The sequence below is a fragment of the Mycobacterium dioxanotrophicus genome (assembly GCF_002157835.1).
In the GTDB taxonomy this organism is placed as follows: domain Bacteria; phylum Actinomycetota; class Actinomycetes; order Mycobacteriales; family Mycobacteriaceae; genus Mycobacterium; species Mycobacterium dioxanotrophicus.
This window is the reverse complement of record NZ_CP020809.1, coordinates 3,382,377-3,402,448: the sequence shown is the minus strand read 5'-3', so window position 1 is coordinate 3,402,448 and position 20,072 is coordinate 3,382,377. Positions and strand designations below refer to the sequence as shown.

Here is a 20,072-nt window from a genome sequence, read left to right as displayed (position 1 = left end):
CCGCGCGCTAGGTGAGTTTGCCGACTTGCACGATGCTGTCGGCGAATTCGCTCGGCGCCTCCTGCGGAACGTTGTGCCCGATGCCGTCCAATGTGCGGTGGGCATACTTACCGGTGAACTGCCCGCGATAGGCGGCACCGTCCTTATTGGGTCCGTCGAAATCGCTGCCGATCGTGATGGTCGGCACCGAAATAGGCGGCCGCGCAGCGAGTTTGCGCTCCAGGTCGGCGTACTGCGGCTCCCCCGGCGCCAGCTCGAGCCGCCAGCGGTAGTTGTCGATGACGATGTCGACGTGGTCGGGATTGTCGAAGGCCGCGGCCGTCCGCGCGTAGGTGGCGTCATCGAAATTCCATCGCGGCGAGGCGAGTTTCCAGATCAGCTTGTTGAACTCGGCGGTGTTCTGCCGATAGCCGGCGACGCCCCGGTCGGTGGCGAAATAATACTGATACCACCAACCGTGCTCGGCCTCCGGTGACAGCGGTTTCTGATTCGCCTCGAGATTGACGATCAGGTAGCCGCTCACCGCGACCAGTCCCGCGCAGCGCTGCGGCCATACCGCCGCGACGATGCCCGCGGTGCGTGCGCCCCAGTCGAATCCACCGAGGATCGCCTGCGGAATGTGCAGAGCATCCATGAAATCGACGACATCGGTGGCCAGTGCGCCTTGCTGCCCGTTGCGCCTCGTGGTGGCCGACAGGAAGCGGGTCGACCCGTAGCCGCGCGCGAACGGCACGATCACCCGGTAGCCCTGCGCGGCGAGCGCCGGCGCCACATCCACATAGCTGTGGATGTCGTATGGCCACCAACTTAGACGTAACCCCACAACTGGCGTACGCTGCGCAGATGGCAAAGTTCATTGGTCGGATACGACTCAGCGTCAGCACGGACGAGTCCACATCGGTGGAGCGCCAGCGCGAGCACATCGAGCAATGGGCCAGCGCTCACGGTCACGCGATCATTGGTTGGGCCGAGGATATCGACGTATCGGGCAAGCTCTCCCCGTTCGATACGCCACAGTTCGGGGACTGGCTGAACAACCGCTGGCCCGAGTTTGAAGGAATCGTGGCGTGGAAGCTAGACAGGTTGGCGCGCAACATGTTTGGGCTCAACGATCTGTTCCGCTGGGCGCATGAACATGACAAGACAATCGTGTCTCTCACGGAGTCCCTGGACCTGGGCACGCCCATCGGCCGCGCTATGGCCGGGTTCCTCGGAGCCCTGGCCGAGATGGAGCTAGAGGCCATCAGCACCCGAGTCACCGACTCTCACCGGCACCTGAGGTCGGTAGGACGATTCGGTGGCGGGGCCGTGCCATACGGCTACCGCGCGGTGAAGACGCCGGAGGGATACAAGCTCGACATTGACCCCGTTCGCGCCGAGGTGATCCGACGCGTAGTCACCGAAGTACTTGACGGCACTCCCCTCGGCCATATCTGCCGACGCCTCGAAGCTGAGGGCACGCCCGCGCCACGGGGAGGTAAGACGTGGTCTCAGTCGGCGCTGAGGAACATCTTGCGTAGCCGGAAGCTACTTGGTGAGTACCCCAACCTCGGGCCTGACGGTAAGGCGCTGCGAGCTGGCCCCGAACTGATCACTCTGGACATGTACGAACGTCTACAGGCCATTCTGGACAGCAACCGAGGCGCAGGCGTGCGCCGCGATGCCTCGGCGTTGTCGGGCCTGGTGAAGTGCGGAGAGTGCGGCGCAACGATGTCCCACGACTCACGAATGTCACGAGGGAAGCGGTATTACTACTACCGGCCCCACAGGAATTGTGAGCACCCTGTCGGCATGCGGGCTCATTTCTTGGAGGAAATAGCCGAAGCAGTACTACTAGGCGGGTACGGCGATAAAGAGATCACCGAGCGCAAATGGATACCCGGCGAGGATTCCACGACAGCCCTTGCCGACGCTGTACGGCGTTTTGACGCATTGACAAAGCAACTTGGTGTTACCGCATCGCGAACTGCGCAAAACGTTCTACAGCGACAGATTGACGCCGTTCTCGCCGAGATTCAAACCTTGGAGGCCAAACCACAGGTTGAGGGTCATTGGGAACAGGTCGGCACGGGCGTGACTTGGGGTCAGGCGTGGCATGGTGCGAACGCGGAGGAGCGCCGCACAATGCTGCGCGAAGCAGAGATTCAGTTCACTGTGACCGGTGGTCCAGATGGAGCTAGGTCCGTCGTGATCTAGACCGGATTGCCGTTGGCGTACTGCAGCATTCCGCGATTCATCTCCTGAGTGACCTTGTGGTAGTCGCCGTTCTGGATGTTGATATCGCCGGTCTGCACCATTGGCCCGTTCTGCCCCTGCTGCTTGTCGTCGCCTTGCTTGGAGTCGTCAGGGCTCATCTTCGGCGCGGTCTGCCCCGCGCTGTTCGGCGCGGTCGGGTGAGCGCCAGCTAAACCGAAGGCGATCTTGCCGAAGATATTCTTACTCGGATCGGCGATCGGACTGTCGTTGAGCGTGAACGTTTCCATCAACCCCTCAGCCGCGATGCCGCCGAGCTGGCCCAGGTAACCGGCAAACCGGTTGGCTTCCTGGCTCGCGATGTCGACCGCCGCGCCAGCGCCGGGAGCGAAGGCATTAGCGCCTGCCGATGCAGCACCCTCCGCAGCCCCCAGCACGCCACCGGAGAGCCCGAACCCGGGCGACGTGCCCTGAGCATTGGTTGCGCGTGACGTGCCGCCAGCGTTGCCGCCAGGCCGTGCAAACATCGCGCCTTGGCCGCCGAAGCCACCGGTACCGTATGCGCCCTGCAGTTGCTGCAGTGGAGACCCAGCAGCGGGGAGACCGGAGAACTGTCCACCTTGCGTGAGAAGGCCGGGTAGTGCCGATGGCACTACGGAACCGGCAGGCAGGTAGTAGTGGTTCTCAAACTCGGGATTCAATGCACCGGCAGCCTTGCCGCCGAATTTGACTTTGTCGTCCGAGCCGCCAGCTTCGACGTTGACACCGTTAAGGGTGCCAGCCATGTGTGAGTTCTGACCGCCACCACCGTTGTGCACGCCAATGTTGAATGGAGAGTTGGGATCAAAGCCACGACGGAAACCGAGCTTGGTGAAGTCGCTCTCTGTGTCGAACCTGCGCACTCCGGTCTGCTGTCCGGTCAGTGCTGAATAGATGTCGGACATGAAACCGCTGCAGTCATAGGAGAATTGGTGCACCGCATCGCCCACACCACCGTACTGGTAGGTAAGCCCGTTGGCGTTCTCCGCGAGCCGCGTTGCCTTATCCAACAACGGATTAGCCGCTGAGCGCGTGAGGCCAGCAATGCCACCAGCTCCACCGCTCACGTCCTGCACGTAGACCGGGTTTGACGCATCGCCACCACGGTTCTTAGCCTGTAGCCGTCCGAGGGGATTACCGAGGGCCAGCTCTGCCAGGAACGTTGTGCCCATGCGTGCGATGTTCGGCAGCGAGAAGCCGCCAGAAGCCGCGTCCTGCAGCGGGTTATAGCTGTCCCAGGGGTTCGGACCACCCTTGGCCTGTTGGCCCGTCAGCGCGTCCGCTGGCAGGGTGTAAAGCGGGTCGCTCTTGGAACCCTCTGGAGTCTTCTTCGCGCTTCCGCTCTTACCACTACCGCCGCCACCTCCAGCGGGGCCAGCGGCTGGCATAGCTGGCAACGCGGGCAGTGGGATGCTGGGCAGCGCAGGAACCGGTTCGTCCGGTAGACCTGAGCGGCCTTGCTGGCGGGCGAGTGTGCCCGCGCGTTGTTGTTCAGGCGTGGTCCCAGCGTTGCCGCTTGTGTCAATCCCAGCGAAGCCGCTTCCGTCGTCGGTGGTATCGGGGTGCAGCGCCTTGCCGATACCGCTTGCCAGTCCACCCCGGCCCGCAGCGTTCGCACCGTCAATGCTGTCGCGTGGTGCGGGGTGATCTTTCACGTACTGGTCGGCCCATAGCGTGTAGCCGACGACACCGGCAGCCAGGGCACCGACCCCGAGGAGTGCGGAACGGGCGACACCAGCCGCAGCGGTAACGCCATTTACGGCCGTCACTTCGCTCGCGGCAGCGGCCTCGACGCCAGCAGCACCTTCGGCAGCGGCAGGGCCCAAGCCTTGAAATTCGGTGGCCAGCAGGCTCAGACGCGGGATCATCGTCTCTGTGACCCATCCGGCGAAACCCTTGAAGGCGTTCCAGATGTCGGCAATGAGCATCGCGGCCTTGACCGTGACCCATGCTGCAGTCAGGCCGCCCAGCGTGTAAATCAAGCCTTCCGCGATGCCCTTGTGTTGGCTCATGAAGTCGGCCACGGTCTTTAGCCCGTTGGCGACGTGAGTCAGCACGGGCACGAACACGTCACCGGCCTCGATAGCTACGGCACCGAACCCGGCCTTGACGTCACGGAGCTTCCCGTTGAGGGTTTCCTGTGTCTCGGCGAAACCCTTTACGTGCCCGTCGGCGTCGACCGTCGTGCTGGCAATCTCTTTGATCTTGTCGGCAGTCTCCCCGGCATGCTTACCCGTGGTCTGCATCGCGATACTCGCGGCCTCAGCGGTACCGGTGACGTCGCCAAGGGCCGTGTTCATCGTCTCCAGCGTGTCGCGTCCACCTGCCACGCGCTGAGAGAACGCGTTCACCTGATCAGTGAGTTGCTTTATCTGCTCAAGCTTTTTGGAGTCGTCAGAGTCGGCCTTGCGGGCGACCATCGTAAAGGCGCGGCTGCCCATCTGACCGTTGAAGTACGCCTGTGCAGCGGCTCTATCCTGCTCAGACAGTGCGCTGTCGTTGATCATGTCGTGCAGGTTGCTCAGCGCGCCAGCGTTGCGGGTCAGTTCCCCGGTGTCGACCAGCTTGGTTGACGGGTCGATACGGGCCGCGATCTGCGACTGAAGGAATTGCAGAGATCCGGCTAGGCCACGGTCAGCAAGATGCTGTGACACATCGTCAGGGTTGATGCCAAGCTGTTGCATTTTCTTGGCCTGCACCGAGTTCGGACGCGACAGTGACGTGATGGCCTGCGCCATGTTCTGCGATGCCTGCAGCGGTGATGTGCCCGATTGGGTGACCTGCGCGAGCGTTCCCCACACATCTTCAAGCTTCAGATGTGCTTGTGCTGCAGCAGGTTCCACGCTATGAAGCGCGCCGGCAAAGTCCTGGAACGTTGTTTTCGCTTGTCCGACAGCGGTTACCATCTTGCTCATCAAGTCGGCCGCCTTGTCGGGGGCGACCCCGAAGTCGGTCATGGAGGTTGTCAGGCCATTGATGACTTCCTTGAGGTCGGCCTGTTCAGCGCCCGCACCCTCGGCAGCGGCCTGCAGCACCTTCAGCCCGTCAGCACCACGGAACCCGGCCTTTTCGACCAGATACATTCCGTCACTAAGCTCTTTGGTGCTGTAGCCCACTTGACCTGCCATCTGCAGGATGCCCTGAGAGACAACGGCAATGTTGTCGAATGACTCACCAGCGCTCGCGGTGAGCTTCGTCATCTGCGTTTGGAAGTCGGCGGCCTTACCGGTCGTCTCGGCCATCGCGAAGCCCAGGCCACCGACAGCGGCCAGACCGATACCGTTCAGCGCGCTACCCATGGTGATGCCCGCTGCCTCTGACTTGCTCAGCGCGGCCGTATGAGCGTCGGCGGCAGCAGTGGCACGGGTTGATGCCTGTTCGGATTCCTTGGCCGCTTGGGCAGCCTTGTCCTTGCGATTCTGGATAGTGGCAATTGCCGCTAGTTCAGCCGCTGAGCGATCTTCAGCCGCTTTGGCTAGTCCAGCTTGGGCAACGGCACCACGCTTGGCTTCGGCCACTTCAGCGTCTGCAGCGAGCTTGGCCGCACGGATACGGGCATCGGCAGCGCGGTTCGCGGAGGCGATCATCTGATCCTCCAGCGCCTTGATGCTCTTCGTCGGCGCGGAGATCTCCTTTGAGATCTCGGCCCCAGCACCCTGGAAGATCCGCTTCATGTTGCCGACGACAGCGGACAGTGCGGCCATATCAAGAGCGGGGGCGACATTGATGAAGATGCCCTTATCGGCCATCCAAACCTCTATTCAGTTGTGTAAGTACAAAAATGGGCCACCCTTGCGGATGGCCCTTGCTGGTAAGTCTTTGTAGGTTAGGCGACCGTGGCATTCAACAGTCGGCAGGCGAGCGCGTCATCCTCTGGCGTGCGTCTGCTCAGTAGTAGAGACGCCAGCCTGCGAGCCAGTGCTATAAGTTGCCCATCCGTAAGCGCATCTAGCGCGCTGAGATCGTTAGAGCCGGTAACACCGTGTTTGGCTAGCTCGGTTCGTACTGCTAGGTCAATGCTCATGACGTGACGGTACGCCTAAATCGTTTGTGCCACAAGGGATCTATACCCCTACAGTAGTGGTACGGGGCCGGTGCCCAACCGACGCGAGACGGTTAACACATGGGCACCAGCACCGATGCCGGTCAACGAGGTGGAACAGTCACTTTGAATCCGGCGAAACCCCCCCGTGCTGTGTACGATTTTTGCTGCGGGGGTGGCATAAGAGGGGGTGACGGATGAGCGCCACCACGTCACCCCCGGTGTGCCGCGCAGCAAGCCCTGCCCCCGGGGGGCAAAGCGCGCAGCGGCAAGCTAGGTTGCCGGACCTCTCCGTACCCCTACGGTTCGTCCGGCTCTGGTCATCGTCGCTTAACCGGGCAAAGGAATGAGGCCCCCGACGACCAGCGGCCCCCCCGGTAATGGCTGAACCGGGGGGAGTTTAGGGTGCCCTGGTTGACGCACCGCCGCACGCCACCAGGGCATTGCAGACCGACCAAAAAGCGACCTGCGATCAGCTTGCGGGGCAACTCGGTTTACGCCATTTCGATTGTCGAAAACCCCGCAAGAAAGTTTCTAGTCGGTTTCCCGACTCTGGATCTCGTGCGGCATCAGGCGACGTCCGCGTGGTCTCTCATCGCTGAGGAACACCAGCTCGTCGCCTTCCGTCGTTCCAGCCCATGCCCAATGGCGAGGCTGGAACATGTTCAGGCGAGGGTCCATCAGGAACTGGTGAGCGTGGCCTTGACGACAGCGCCAGGCTGATAAACGCTGGTGCCCCAACGTCCCTCAAGGCGAGCACGGACCAGGTTCTGTGCGAAGTCGGTAGCGTTTGAGTTCTCTGACCAGCGGATCTGAACACCGAGCGAGTCGCTATCGACCGCGACAGCGTCAGCGCCTAGAACGTGACCGACACCAGCGGTAGCGGCGACGGTCGTCGCAATCGGCACGCCGTACAGTCGACGCTGGGCGGGGTCGTAGGGCAAGCCCAGGTGCTCGACCGCGTTAGTGGTGGACAGCGCCAGTTCGATGGTCTCAAAGTCACTGGGGTGCAACACAATTGCGTGAGCGACGTAACCAGCAACCTCAAGCTGAGTCAGCGCCTTGCGCAACGTCACCGGGATTGATGTCGCCCACGCCTGCGTGGCAATACCGCTCGTGGCATCAATGTCGGCAAGAACTTTGGCCTCAACCGCACGACTCAGGCCGTACTGCAGCTCTGTCTGAACGAACGAGGTCAGTTGAGAGTTGTCATTCAGCCAGTACTGCGGGATCGCCTCGGACAAGTGCGCAACGACCGTAAGGCTCTGTTCTACTCGGGTAATGCCGTAGGACGAGGTTGGTTTAGTGGCACCGTCAGCCACTACCGCAGCATTGTTTGTGCGGCTCGTCTGGCGCAGGAAGGCGTATTGCGGGCTGCCGTGGGTCCGAGTCGGCAAGATGTCCAGCAAGCTGGTAGCGGGCTTACCGAGAGCAATCGGGTTCGGCTGGAATTCCTGGGCCACGACGGCGCTACCGTCAGCCGCCAGGGATTTACGCTCTGCAAGGCCCTTGGCCATAGCCTTCGTGAAGGCCAGACGCTTACCGTCGTCCTCAGCGGAGACCTCTGCACCGTTCATCGCGGACCAAACTTTGGTCGCCTTAGTCTGCGACTCGTGGGCCTTGTTCGCGGCGTCTGCCGCAGCCTTCATGAGGCGCTCGGCCTCGGCCGGGGTCTTGGCGGCGGCCAATTGTTCAAAAAGATTCATGTTGTTATTGAGTTGTTCTTTCGAGTATTGAATTGTATGCCCGAAGGCGATTACATAACCAGCGGGTCAAATGCGGGGCGACGGGGCTACGGGGGCTCATTACCGAGGGGCGTAGGGGCGTCGGGGCGCATTCAAGCGGCTAGCTCTTTGGCGATCAATTGCGGGTTGCGGGCAATTCAGCGGGACCATTAAGGCGCGGCTTCAATTGGCGGCAAGCGGCAGTGACCACCGAAGTCTTGTTTTAGTTGCTCTCGACGGCCCTGGAGGCTTTTGCGAGCCGTTCCAGTGCAGAGAGACGGTCCTGTGGCGTGCCGTGTCCGTGCATGAAGGCGACGGCAGCAGCGGCGTGCGCCAGTTCGGTTACGCGGGGGTCGTACTGCTCATCGCTGAACAGGATCTTGTCGGCAGCTCCCCGCAGCTGGTCGACGTACTCGGCCCATGCCGATTCGAGGTGTTGCGGGTTTGCTGCGAGGCAATCCCAGATCAACGTAGCGAGGTCTGTAGCCCCTTCTGGATTCATCATTGGTGTTCTCCGGTATGGTTCATCATGTTTGCTGTGTTCGTTGTCCTATGGGGCAAATAGAGGGCAATGCGCGGCGATCTATGCAGGGTCGGTCACCCGACCGGAGCCAGGGCAGACAATGCCGCCCTTGCCGCAGTGCTGGCACGCCCGCGCCAAACTCGTGGCTACACGGCGTCCGCACTCCCGACATTTGCCGAACGTATTGCGCGGCCGTCTAGTGGGTAGGGTCAATTTCGTGCCACTCCATGCCCAAGACCCACCCAAACCAGTGCTCAACCGGGGCCAGGATGCCCAGGGGGCCAGTAACGCCAGGAACTGGTTCACAGTGGAAGGTGCGGTTATCCCCGACACGCTTCACATACGGCTCAGTCAAGTAAGTGGTGCGCAGGTTCAATTGCTTGCTCAAGTCGCGGAGTTTGACCGTCAAGCCATCGAACAGGGCCTTTTCGGTGCTGCTCGGCTTCACGCGCAGCCGCAGCCGCAGCAAATGCCACTGAGCACCCAGGGAGGCGTACCGCGCGGACAGTGGGCCGTCAGGAAGCTTGCGCAACAATGTCTCCCTCACAGTCCCTCCATCCAGCGGTGAAACTCTGCCGTCTTGTCGGCAACCTCGCGGTCGACCAGCGGGACACTCTTCGCCAGTCTCATCAGGGAATCGCGCGTGGCCTGCAGCGCGGGCAGGGCAGGGTTCTTCACCTTGGCCGCACCACGGCGACCAGCGACCAGGACGCCCGTCTCAAGGATGGCCTTGACCAGCTCGTCATACACCGCGTGCGTCTCGGCATAGACCGCCAGAAGATCGTGGTCGACAGCCTCCCAACGGCCCTCTTCGGTGATCCGCTCATCGTGGCGGTCCCACACGGCCCGGGCAGCGGGTGCCAGCGGGCGGGGTGGTTCATGTGTCATTCAAAAATCCTTCATTTGCAGGCTCTTGACCTGCATGTTTGCTGTAGCGAGCTGCGGCGATGACCAAAAAAGGGTTTTCGCCGTCAGGATCTACCAACAGACAGCGGGCAAGCGGTCTGGGATGGTCGGCGTCAGAGATGAAAACCCACCCCCACCTGCGCAAATGCGGTGAGCGCGCACAAGTAGTCCAACTGCACGCTCACGCCACGTCGCCGCGATGGTTGATATCAGTTGTCGTCTGTCGCTTTGCTGGAGACGAGTACGCCGAACCGCGCCTGCGTTCGCTCTTATGTGCCGCTTCGTACCTCCGTGAAGCCTCACGCATGTAGGCCTTGTGGCTTTCGTCATGCTTGAGGCGTTGCCAGCGCGCGGCCTCACGAGCCAATCTGCACGTGAGGCAATTCCGCCTGCCATCCTTTGTCAGATAAGTGTTCTCTGGCGTGTACTCATGGCGGTGTATGCAATGGGTTTTGACCGTGTTGTGATGCGTGCCGTGACGGATCTTGTCCTGCTCATTGCCTTTGTGCGTGTCGTAACGCAGGTTGACCAGACGGTTATCGGAAGCGTCACCGTTGTTGTGACAGACTTCCATGCCGTCAGGGCACGGTCCGACGAATGCCAGCATGACAATCTGGTGGACCCGCCTCCGATAGCCCCTACCGAGCGACAATATTAGCCTGCCGCCTTTTTCCTTATACGGCGTCAAGTGACGGCCGATTACCGGAATTACTACGCCATTCCTTTGTGTCACATAATGCGGCAATGACTTCACGCGCCCCCAATCAGAGACGGCATAGCGACCTTCAAAGCCGGGAACGTCACGCCATACCTCAGGCATTGGACCACCGGGCGTGTGACGGGCTGGCTGCTTTTGCCTCGATAATTTCAATCATCGCATCAATGAGGTCATGCACTTCCGCCTCTGAGAGGTTCAAGTGTGAATGTCCCTGCGTGATGGTCACACCGTTGTGTGTTCTCGGCGCTACCCAGATGGGCGTGCGGCCGTGGTCAATCTTCATCTTCGTTGTGTCCTTCAGTCTGTTGTCGGAGAGCCCTAGAGATAGATCAAGAGGGCATTGTGCGTTTGCGCTGGTAGAGCGATTTCCATACATCACTGGAGTGATGTGTTAGTCATCACTGGAGTGATGTGTTTTCAGGAGAAATTCATCACTGGAGTGATGTGTTTTTCAGATCCAGTCGTGAGCGGTGCACCGCGCTGGCCCCGCTCGACCACCCTCAATCGCGTGAGACGGAACAACTAGGCACCGCGCTTTAGAGGTGGAGTCCAGCCAGCCTTTTGTCTTGGCGAGTTTGACGACGCGCCAGACATTTTTCGGGTCGATGTTGAGCAGTTCCGCTATTTCGCCAGGGGCCATCGGCGCATGCCCGTTGGGGCCATGCCTGCCCATTGCGTACATAGCCACGCGCTGCCAGTCTGGATAGCTGACGTCTCGGGCGCGTTCTTCCCATACGTCTTGGAAGTGTTTAGCCCAAGGTTTTGCCGTCGTCGGCATAGTCATCCTCAGTGATCATCATTTGATCCTCGTATCTGTCAGTTAATTGCCGTCTATACGGCTTTAGGAATGACAAAACCCCACTGCCCAATGTCATCCATCAGGTAGCGGGTTTAGTCGCTTAGATCTTGATTTAGGGCGTGTTTCAGCCCAACGGTTGAATACTCGGGGCGGACCCTTGCCTACTCGGCTCGGCGTGGCCATCTGCCTACCTGCACACCGGATATCTCCCCGGCGCACCGCTCCCGATACGTGTATATCGTTTCAGGGCAGCACAAGGCTACCCAAGTGGTTTCGACTTGTAGAAAAGTCGTCGTGCGAACTGACCGGACTGTGAGGGTCAGCAAACCTCCGGAAGATTTGACATCTTCTTACTTCCATGATAGCAGATCAGTCTATTTTCGACCCTTTTCAACCGTCTAAAGACAGCAAAAAGGGCACCTGAGCTGCTCAGATACCGATTCTGCAAACGGCTCACGCCGGAAAAATCAGGAGGAAAATTGCTCCGACAACCACGTCTCTACGTCGGCCTTCCGGTAAAACACGTGGCGGCCGATACGCGCACACTTCGGGCCATTGCCAGAATGCCGCCAGTACTTCAGCGTGGCACGCGGGATACCGAGAACGTCGGCGACGTCGTCATAGGTCAACAGTTTGGTCATTGATTCATCTCTCAGTGATGGTTACCCCGAAGGTCGCCGCGACTGGGCGCGGCCCACGGGGGTAAAAGTTCGACAAAGTCAGGTGCGAGCGTCCACCAGTGTTGTGGTTTCACTGCTAAATGGCCAGCCGTGCAGCAGGATCACGGGTCGGCCGTCGGGCGGACCCACTTCCGCGTAGCCGACGTCGAGCAACCCTGCATTGACCTGCTTGAGCGGACCGAGCGAGGTATGCCCCTGGGCCGGCGCCGTGGTCGGAGCAGGCGCGATCGGTGACGACGGCGAGCACGCTGCCACCGTCGCTCCCGCCGCCACCGCCATCAACCCCATCGAAAGATTGCGCCTGCTGATCACCATCGGACTCCTCTCCCGGGCACAGCCCAGCAATACCGACAACACAATGGACCCGCAAGTCCAGAACCCGTCGACGGCAGCATCTTCGGCCGCGCCTGGACCGGAGGTTGATCATATTGGCACTGCGCCCTTTTCGCCGCCGCACCACTGCCGGTCCCCGGGTGAGCAGCCGTCGGTCCGCCGACAACGCGCAGATCCACCCGCGTGTTCCGACGCCCACGGCCGCTCAGCCGTGTTCGAATACGGGTGCCACATCACCATTTTCACGGGAGCGAGCTTGGCCACCCATTCACAGACCGCCCCGCCGTCTCTCCCGCAGCGGGCTCGGACCGCAGGCAGGCACCGCAAACCGCGGCAGCGCCGGTGGCGGCCGGTCGGCATCGGCATCGCAGCCGCTGCCGTCGTCGCGGCCGTGCTCGGCGCCGCAGGCACCGTCTCGACGCTGGTGCCGAAAACACTGACAGGAGAACCGGAACCACGCTCGGAGGCGGGAACGCCCGTCGCGCGTCCAGCGTCACCACGCAGACAGGACGCGGTGCAACCCGTCAGTGCACCTGGGGCAGCGGCTTTCCGGTTCGACCAGCAGGGCTTCGTCGACTCACCGGCCCGCTGCGAGAACACCGAGACTGCCAGGGCGATCGGCCGCACCGAACGCTCGCTTGTGGTGATCTGCCAGGACCGCAGCGGCGCGTTGCAGTACCACGGCGTCCGGTTGAGCGATGATGCGGCGTTGGCGGCCGCCGCCGACACGGCGCCGGATCGGCGGTTCGTCGCGCGCAGCCGCGGCGTGAGTTATGCGGTGTCACCCAGCGAGTTGGTGATCAGCACCGGCACGAGCCTGATCAAGCAGGAACGGATGGTCGAATACCGCGAGATCCTGTCCTCCCCCGTGGTGGTGGCACCCAGATAGCCTTCCAGCCGGGCCACCCCGTTTGCCGACCCCGACGCGACGATGGCCGAAATAACCACACAGCTAACCGACAGACAACGAACCGGGCTCCCGGTGACCGACGACGGTGGCGGGGGTTCCCCGCGGCCGAGGCGATCAGACCCCTCGTACTGATCGCCTCGATGTCCCCAAATCTTTGGACATCCGACGTCACCCTGTCAAGGGCAGATTGCATATTCTTGCCAAACTACCAGGTCAGCGGACTGTGGCAGATACCGATACCGGCGGTTTCGGCATGTTCGGGCATATGTGGCGACAAGCGGACGCAAACACCGGCGGCTGCCGTGCGGCGAGGCAGCCCTTTTACCTCCCGTGGCTAATGTCACGAGAACATCTCGACACCTTGCCATAGGTTGCTGCCCAAGAACCCTCAGCCCGGTACATCGAGAAGCGACGGCCCGAGCGCCGACCCCGTATGGTCGGGCCATGTCGACCGAGTCCCCCACGCGCACGGCCGGATTGCGGGCCGCCGTCGCTCACGCCGAGGCATTCCTTTCCGGCCTCGATGACCGCCGTGTCGCCGCGCGACGCGATGCGTCGGCCGTTCGCGCGGCCCTCGGTGGCCCACTGCCCGCATCCGGCGAGGATCCCGTCGCCGTCCTCGACGCACTGGCCGCCGGGGCCGAGCCGGGACTGGTCGCCACCGCCGGGCCGCGCCACTTCGGCTTCGTCATCGGCGGTGTGCTGCCTGCGGCGCTCGCGGCGGACTGGCTGGTATCGGCGTGGGATCAGAACGCCGCGTATCACTCGCTGTCGCCGACGGCCGCGGCCATCGAGGACGTCACCGCCGGCTGGCTGCTCGGCCTGTTCGGATTGCCGCCCGGGGCCAGCGTCGGATTCGTCACCGGCGCACAGGGGGCGAACACGACCTGCCTGGCCGCGGCACGGCATGCCGTGCTGGCGCGGGTCGGCTGGGACGTCGAGCGCGACGGTTTGACCGGCGCGCCCCGGGTCCGAGTGCTGTGCGGAGAGCAGGCACACGCCACCATTTACACGGCGCTGCGGCTGCTCGGCCTGGGCGACGCTACCGCGATCCGGATCTCGGCCGATACCCAGGGCCGCATGGACCCGGACGCCTTGGCACGAGCCCTCGCCGATGACGCCGCGCCCACGATCGTCTGCGCTCAGGCCGGCAACGTCTCCACCGGCTCGTTCGACGCGTTCGAACCCATCGCCGACGCTTGCGCAGCACACCGGACCTGGCTGCATGTCGACGGCGCGTTCGGGCTGTGGGCGGCTGCAGCACCCGGCACCCAGCACCTCACGCGGGGTGTGCAGCGCGCCGACTCCTGGGCCGTCGACGCGCACAAGTGGCTCAACGTGCCCTACGACAGCGCGATGGCGATCGTAGCGGACCCCGATGCCCACCTGGCCGCGATGACGCTGGCCGGCCCGTATCTCGTCGCCGACCCGGGCCAGCGGGACGGCACCAACTTCGTCCCGGAGAGCTCCCGGCGGGCGCGCGCCATTCCCGTGTACGCCGCACTGCGGTCACTCGGCCGCACCGGCGTGGCCGAACTCGTCGAACGCAACTGCGCTCAAGCCCGCCGCATGGCCACCCTGTTGGCCGACATCCCCGGCGCCGAGATACTCAACGACGTGGTGCTCAACCAAGTGCTGGTCCGGCTCCCCGGTGACGACGACGCGAACCGGCGCGCTGTCGCGGCGATCCAGGCCGACGGCACCTGCTGGCTGGGCGGCACCACGTGGCAGGACCGCTACGTTCTTCGGGTGTCCTTCTCGAACTGGGCGACCACCGACGACGATGTGGATCGGTCGGCCGCCGCCATTCGGGCCGCCCTGAGCACACTGTGACAAGGCGACGTCCCGCCCTGCAGGCGGCGCCGAATATCCTGTAATCGAATTCGAGCGAACGCCGACGACAGGTACGTCTTCGAAAGAGTGGACAACCCGATGGTGAACCAGCAGCAGGCCGACAAGATGACGTCCGGGAAGGGATTCATCGCGGCGCTCGACCAGAGCGGCGGATCGACCCCCAAAGCGCTGCGCCTGTACGGGATCGAGGACAGTGCGTACTCGTCAGAGGACGAGATGTTCGATCTGATGCATCAGATGCGGGTACGCATCGTCACCTCACCGGTGTTCGGTGGCGACCGGGTGCTCGCGGCAATCCTCTTCGAACAGACCATGGATCGCGCCATCGACGGCAAGCCTGCCGCGACGTACCTGTGGGAGGACAAGGGCGTGGTGCCGCTGCTCAAGATCGACAAAGGCCTGGCCGACACGACCGACGGCGTTCAGTTGATGAAGCCCATCCCGGACCTCGACGAGTTGCTCGCTCGCGGAGTGCGGAACGGCATCTTCGGTACCAAGGCGCGTTCGGTGATCGGTGCGGCCGATCCGATCGGTATCGCCGCGGCCGTCGCCCAGCAGTTCGACGTCGGCAGGCAGGTGCTGGTGCACGGCCTGGTCCCCATCCTCGAAGCCGAGGTGACCATCTCGATCGCCGACAAGGCCGAGGCCGAGAACCTGCTGCGCGACGAAATCGCCAAAAACCTCGAGGCGCTGCCCGAGGGCCAACACGTGATGCTCAAGCTCACCCTGCCGAGCGTGGCCAATCACTATGAGGTGTTCGTGGAGCACCCCAAGGTGATGCGGGTCGTCGCGCTCTCCGGTGGATATTCGCGCAGCGAGGCCAACGCCCTGCTCGCGCAGAACACCGGTGTGATCGCCAGCTTCAGCCGGGCCCTGACCGAGGGACTCTCGGCACAGCAGTCCGACGAAGAGTTCAACGCCACGCTGGACGCCTCGATCCAGTCGATCTACGACGCCTCGGTCGCGGGCTGACGCCGGCCAGAAAGAACCCACATGGTCATCTCCATCGCCCGCCCCAAGCTGGAGGGCAACATTGCCGTCGGGGACGACAGGCAAATCGGATTCGCCGAATTCGGCGATCCCGGGGGACGGGCGGTGTTCTGGCTGCACGGCACGCCCGGTGCCCGGCGCCAGATCCCGACCGAAGCCCGGATGTACGCCGAGCAGAACCACATTCGGCTGATCGGCGTGGACCGGCCAGGCATCGGCTCATCCACGCCGCACCAGTACGACCGGGTGCTCGATTTCGGCGACGATCTGCAAACCATCGCCGACACGCTCGGCATCGACAAAATGGCGGTGGTCGGGTTGTCCGGTGGCGGCCCCTACACCCTGGCGTGCGCGGCGGCCATGCCCGACCGGGTGACCGCGGCCGGTGTGCTCGGCGGGGTGGCCCCGTTGGTGGGGCCCGACGGCATCCACAGCGGTTTGATGGATCTCGGGGCCACCGTCGCGCCGCTGCTGCAGGTGGCTGGCATGCCGATCCGGCTGGCCGCATCCGGACTGATCCGGTTGATCCGTCCGGTCGCCTCCCCTGCCCTGGAGATCTACGCCCGGATGTCGCCCGAGGGCGACCGACGGATGCTGGGCCGCCCGGAGTTCAAGGCGATGTTCCTCGATGACCTGCTCAACGGCAGCCGCAAGCAATTGGCTGCGCCGTTCTACGACATCGTCGTGTTCACCAGGGACTGGGGCTTCCGGTTGGATGAGATCAGCGTGCCGGTGCGGTGGTGGCACGGCGACCACGACCACATCGTCCCGTTCGCCCACGGCAGGCACGTGGTGTCGAGATTGCGCGACGCGCAGCTCACCGAGTTGCCCTACGAGAGCCACCTGGGCGGGCTGGGCTGCGCTGAGGAGATCATGCGCACCATGATCGAGGTCTGGGACTCAGCGGAAAGCACCGCACCACAGGGTTGACCTCAACCAATGTTGAGGATGGAGGCTGTCGGGATGACGGCCTCCATCACCCAGATTCGAACCGACCTGTGGGAAACCCGAACGGACTCACCGTTTCCCGGATTGACCACGCACGCGTACCTGTGGAAAGCCAACGGGCACAACGCGTTGTTCTACTGCCCCGCCACCGACGCCGACTTCGACGCGATCGATGAGCTCGGTGGTGTCGACGATCAGTACCTCTCACACCAGGACGAAGCCGGACCGATGCTGGCGCGTATCGCCGAGACGTTCGGCGCGCGCCTGCACGCACCGGCCGCAGAACTGACGACGATCGGCAGGCACACCCATGTCGACGTGCCGGTGTCCAGCCGCCACCTCGACACCAACGGCGTCGAGGTGATCCCGACTCCGGGCCACACCCCGGGCAGTACCAGCTATCTCGTCGACGGCGCCGACGGACGCTACCTGTTCACCGGTGACACCATGTTCGTCAGCGCCGACGACCGGTGGTCCACCTTCGTCATTCCCGGTGTCGGTGACAGCGCGGCCCTCACCACCAGCCTCGAACTGCTCGCGACGCTGGAGCCTGACGTGGTGATCTCCAGCGCCTTCGGTGCCAGGGCGGTCACCGTGCTCGGTGCCCGGCACTGGGCCGATTGCGTGGCCGAAGCTCAAGGCAGCGCTTTGAGGTAGTCGATTACCCTATGCCTGCTCCAGGAGCCGTTCGACGATAGCTCCGAAGACCCGGCGCCGCACCGGGCGACGGAGGTGTCCGATGTCCAGGATGGGCGAGCGCGCAGTAGTTCTCGGATGCAGCATCGGCGGCCTGCTCGCCGCCAGAGTGCTCGCCGACCACTTCGACCACGTCACCGTCATCGAGCGCGACAGCCTGCCCGACGGCATCGCGCAGCGGCGGGGCGTACCCCAGGGCCGCCACGTGCACGGGCTGCTGTCCAGCGGCGCACAGGCACTCGATGACCTGTTCCCCGGGTTCCTCGACGACCTCGTTGACGACGGCGCCGTGGTCCTCGACGGTTCCGGCGTGTCCCGGGTGTCGATGACTTTCGCCGGGCACCCGCTGAACCTGGACGGGCCGTTCACCAAACCCGTCACGTCATACCTGGCCACCAGGCCGTTCCTGGAAGGCCATGTCCGCCAACGCGTCCGGACCATCCCCAACGTCGAGATCCTCGACGGCCACGACGCCGTCGAGTTCGTCGTCGCCGGCGCCGGGCGCGTAACCGGGGTACGAGTAACGGCCCACGACGGAACCGGCCACCTCGAGGTTCAGGCCGATCTGGTGGTCGACGCGACGGGCCGCGCGGCGAGGACCCCGGCCTTCCTGGACAGCATCGGCTACCGACGCCCTGTCGAGCATCGCAACACCATCCACGTGGCCTACACCAGCCAGTTGTTGCACATCCCGCCCGACGCCATCGTCGAACGGCTCTTCCTGATCGGGGCACGACCCGAATTACTGTGCGGTGGCGCACTTTTCGCGTGCGAGAACGACACGTGGATGCTGACGCTGGTTGGTATGACCGGACTTCAACCGCCCGTCGACCAGGAAGGCATGTTCCGATTCGCCGAGAAGTTCGCGCCCCCGGCGATGATGACGGCACTGCGGGCGGCCGAACCGCTCACCGAGGCCGTCACCTATCGCTACCCCGCCAGCGTGCGCCGGTTCTACGAGCGGTTGCCGCAATTCCCAAGCGGGCTACTGGTATTCGGCGACGCCATCTGCAGCTTCAACCCGGTTTACGGTCAGGGCATGTCGGTGGCAGCCCTGGAAGCACTCGCCCTGCGGGACTGCCTCGAAGACGGGCCGCAGGACCTGGCGCGCCGATTCTTCCGCGCCGCAGCCAAACCCCTCGGCCGGGCCTGGCAGATGGCGTCGGGTGCCGACCTGACACTGCCTCGCGTCGAGGGCCACCGGTCGCCGTCCATCCGGTTCGCCAATCGGTACACCGAACGAGTGCTGGCCGCCGCCGAATCGGACGGCCTGGTGGCCGAGACGTTCCTGCGGGTGACCAACCTGGTCGATGCCCCCACAGCGCTGCTGCGACCGTCGATCGTCGCGCGGGTGCTGGCGGCCCCGCGACGGCACCCGCGCACCGCCGTCACGTCACGCCCGCAAGTACCCGCCCAACCCGCGTGACGGACCCCGATTCATAGGGAATTCCCTTATTTCCCTGACTCATCGCCACGATTACTTTTCAGGCACAGGTCCAGGAGATGGACACGTCTGAGAGGCAAATCGATGTTGCTTGCACGCAGCAGAATGCTCTGCGCCGACGGAACATGCACAGCCGACGGCCCATACCTCGAACTCAGAAACGATGAGTGGAACTACCAGTCGATGTCTGTCCAGACCGATGGTTCGCATTTCGGTCCGGGGATCGTGACGAGCGCCAGCGGTGAGAACCCGACATACGGCACGGTCAGCGACAGCGTCCTCACGGGCCAGGGATTCTTGTCCTTCACGATCACGTGGAACGACAACAAGGGCAGGGCGCACTACGCCGGCCAAGTGGACAAAGACGGCAGGGTACACGGCGCAGCGGACGGACCGAAGATTCCGGTCAATCTGTGGACACCCGGGCTCTGGCACTCGACAAGCCACGTCACCTGCACCCAAAGTGGCTCTGGCGGTGGGCAGAAGCTCTCGGCGAATGTCGTCAACGACGTCGACGTGTACAACATCACCGACGGTCCGGGGAAGCACAAGATCGGCACGCTGCGGCCCCGAGCGTCGTTCCGCTGGTGGAACCATGCTCGTTTGACGCGTTCTGCCACATCAGCGTCCCGGACATGGAGGGCGGCAACGGCTTTGCGTGGGCACCGAACCTGCTCGAGCCCGCATAACGACCGTACCGACGACCAGGGCCGGGGATCACGTCACGACGGAAGAGGAAATCATGATGCTGTTCAACGAGATTCAGCCTGTCAGGCGCATGGCCGCAGTGGGGGTCACGCTCGGCGTGACATGCGCGACATGCGCGGCAGCGCTGGCATTCGCCGGTCCGGCGTCGGCCAAGCCGTACACGCAGGACAGTTACATCGAAGTGCCGCAATGCCAGCCGGCCACAGCGCAGCTCTGCCCGCAGATTCCCAGCGCGAGCGTCGGCGCCATCATGTCCCCCACTGTTTCTTTCACGGCCAACTCGAATCACTGCTCGGACATCATCGCCCACGTCTTCATCGACGGAACCGAAGTGGGGTCTGACCTGCTGGAGCCCGGTGAGACCACGCCCGACTTCCCGCTGGAGAGCTTCCAACCCCATACGGTCGGGATACAGGCCGAAGGCATCCCCGGCGGCTGCAATCGTGGCTGGGTCGACGCGTGGGGCGGCACCCTTCACTTCACCGGCACCCTGCCACTGTCGTGAGATCGCGACCGCCGATCGGCGCCGCCGTTGACCGGCCGATATCGCCGAAAGTGCTGCGGG

18 protein-coding genes are annotated in these 20,072 nt (G+C 63.4%); 8 read left to right on the top strand and 10 right to left on the bottom strand.

Going from position 1 to position 20,072, the window contains the following annotated elements; all coding sequences use genetic code 11:
* Positions 1-7: 7 nt before the first annotated feature.
* Positions 8-850: an alpha/beta fold hydrolase gene (locus BTO20_RS16430; protein ID WP_087077426.1), complete on the bottom strand. Its 843-nt coding sequence runs from the start codon at positions 848-850 to the stop codon at positions 8-10.
* Between BTO20_RS16430 and BTO20_RS39365 the strand changes: the two genes are divergently transcribed.
* Positions 844-2,196, top strand: coding sequence for a recombinase family protein (locus BTO20_RS39365; RefSeq protein ID WP_198344414.1), 1,353 nt, complete (start codon positions 844-846; stop codon positions 2,194-2,196). The genes BTO20_RS16430 and BTO20_RS39365 overlap by 7 nt on opposite strands.
* Here the strand turns inward: BTO20_RS39365 and BTO20_RS16415 are convergent.
* From BTO20_RS16415 to BTO20_RS39910, 9 genes are all read right to left on the bottom strand, one after another.
* Positions 2,193-5,981: a phage tail tape measure protein gene (locus BTO20_RS16415; RefSeq protein ID WP_087077425.1), complete on the bottom strand. Its 3,789-nt coding sequence runs from the start codon at positions 5,979-5,981 to the stop codon at positions 2,193-2,195. The genes BTO20_RS39365 and BTO20_RS16415 overlap by 4 nt on opposite strands.
* A gap of 973 nt (positions 5,982-6,954) precedes the next feature.
* Complete coding sequence (locus BTO20_RS16410; protein WP_087077424.1) at positions 6,955-7,980, bottom strand: phage major capsid protein; 1,026 nt, start codon at positions 7,978-7,980, stop codon at positions 6,955-6,957.
* Positions 7,981-8,221: 241 nt separating this feature from the next.
* A complete protein-coding gene (locus BTO20_RS16405; RefSeq protein ID WP_157680229.1) occupies positions 8,222-8,503 on the bottom strand; it encodes a hypothetical protein in 282 nt (93 codons plus the stop codon).
* A gap of 214 nt (positions 8,504-8,717) precedes the next feature.
* Entirely contained in the window at positions 8,718-9,068 is a 351-nt protein-coding gene (locus tag BTO20_RS16400; protein WP_087077422.1) for a hypothetical protein, read from the bottom strand.
* Positions 9,065-9,409: a P27 family phage terminase small subunit gene (locus tag BTO20_RS16395; protein ID WP_087077421.1), complete on the bottom strand. Its 345-nt coding sequence runs from the start codon at positions 9,407-9,409 to the stop codon at positions 9,065-9,067. Before BTO20_RS16395 ends, BTO20_RS16400 begins: the two co-directional genes overlap by 4 nt.
* 199 nt (positions 9,410-9,608) lie before the next feature.
* Positions 9,609-10,247, bottom strand: a complete 639-nt coding sequence (locus BTO20_RS16390) for an NUMOD4 motif-containing HNH endonuclease (RefSeq protein WP_087077420.1) — start codon at positions 10,245-10,247, stop codon at positions 9,609-9,611.
* On the bottom strand, positions 10,240-10,428 hold the full coding sequence (locus BTO20_RS39360; RefSeq protein WP_157680228.1) for a hypothetical protein: 189 nt from the start codon (positions 10,426-10,428) through the stop codon (positions 10,240-10,242). Before BTO20_RS39360 ends, BTO20_RS16390 begins: the two co-directional genes overlap by 8 nt.
* 983 nt (positions 10,429-11,411) lie before the next feature.
* Complete coding sequence (locus tag BTO20_RS16385) at positions 11,412-11,585, bottom strand: helix-turn-helix transcriptional regulator (RefSeq protein ID WP_087077419.1); 174 nt, start codon at positions 11,583-11,585, stop codon at positions 11,412-11,414.
* 78 nt (positions 11,586-11,663) lie between these two features.
* The gene (locus BTO20_RS39910) at positions 11,664-11,939 is read right to left on the bottom strand and encodes a hypothetical protein (RefSeq protein ID WP_198344413.1); all 276 of its coding nucleotides are present in this window, start codon (positions 11,937-11,939) and stop codon (positions 11,664-11,666) included.
* A 274-nt stretch (positions 11,940-12,213) separates the two neighbouring features.
* Between BTO20_RS39910 and BTO20_RS16375 the strand changes: the two genes are divergently transcribed.
* From BTO20_RS16375 to BTO20_RS16345, 7 genes are all read left to right on the top strand, one after another.
* Positions 12,214-12,846: a hypothetical protein gene (locus BTO20_RS16375; protein ID WP_232491159.1), complete on the top strand. Its 633-nt coding sequence runs from the start codon at positions 12,214-12,216 to the stop codon at positions 12,844-12,846.
* A 465-nt stretch (positions 12,847-13,311) separates the two neighbouring features.
* On the top strand, positions 13,312-14,700 hold the full coding sequence (locus tag BTO20_RS16370) for a pyridoxal phosphate-dependent decarboxylase family protein (protein WP_087077418.1): 1,389 nt from the start codon (positions 13,312-13,314) through the stop codon (positions 14,698-14,700).
* Positions 14,701-14,799: 99 nt separating this feature from the next.
* Positions 14,800-15,693 carry a fructose bisphosphate aldolase gene (locus tag BTO20_RS16365; RefSeq protein ID WP_087082186.1) on the top strand — a complete coding sequence of 298 codons (894 nt, stop codon included), beginning with the start codon at positions 14,800-14,802 and terminating at the stop codon, positions 15,691-15,693.
* Between the two features lie 21 nt (positions 15,694-15,714).
* The gene (locus tag BTO20_RS16360; protein WP_087077417.1) at positions 15,715-16,641 is read left to right on the top strand and encodes an alpha/beta fold hydrolase; all 927 of its coding nucleotides are present in this window, start codon (positions 15,715-15,717) and stop codon (positions 16,639-16,641) included.
* A gap of 33 nt (positions 16,642-16,674) precedes the next feature.
* Positions 16,675-17,316: an MBL fold metallo-hydrolase gene (locus BTO20_RS16355; RefSeq protein ID WP_087082183.1), complete on the top strand. Its 642-nt coding sequence runs from the start codon at positions 16,675-16,677 to the stop codon at positions 17,314-17,316.
* Between the two features lie 82 nt (positions 17,317-17,398).
* Positions 17,399-18,781: an FAD-dependent oxidoreductase gene (locus BTO20_RS16350; protein WP_198344412.1), complete on the top strand. Its 1,383-nt coding sequence runs from the start codon at positions 17,399-17,401 to the stop codon at positions 18,779-18,781.
* 676 nt (positions 18,782-19,457) lie between these two features.
* On the top strand, positions 19,458-20,012 hold the full coding sequence (locus BTO20_RS16345; protein ID WP_157680227.1) for a hypothetical protein: 555 nt from the start codon (positions 19,458-19,460) through the stop codon (positions 20,010-20,012).
* The last annotated feature ends 60 nt before the right edge of the window (positions 20,013-20,072 follow it).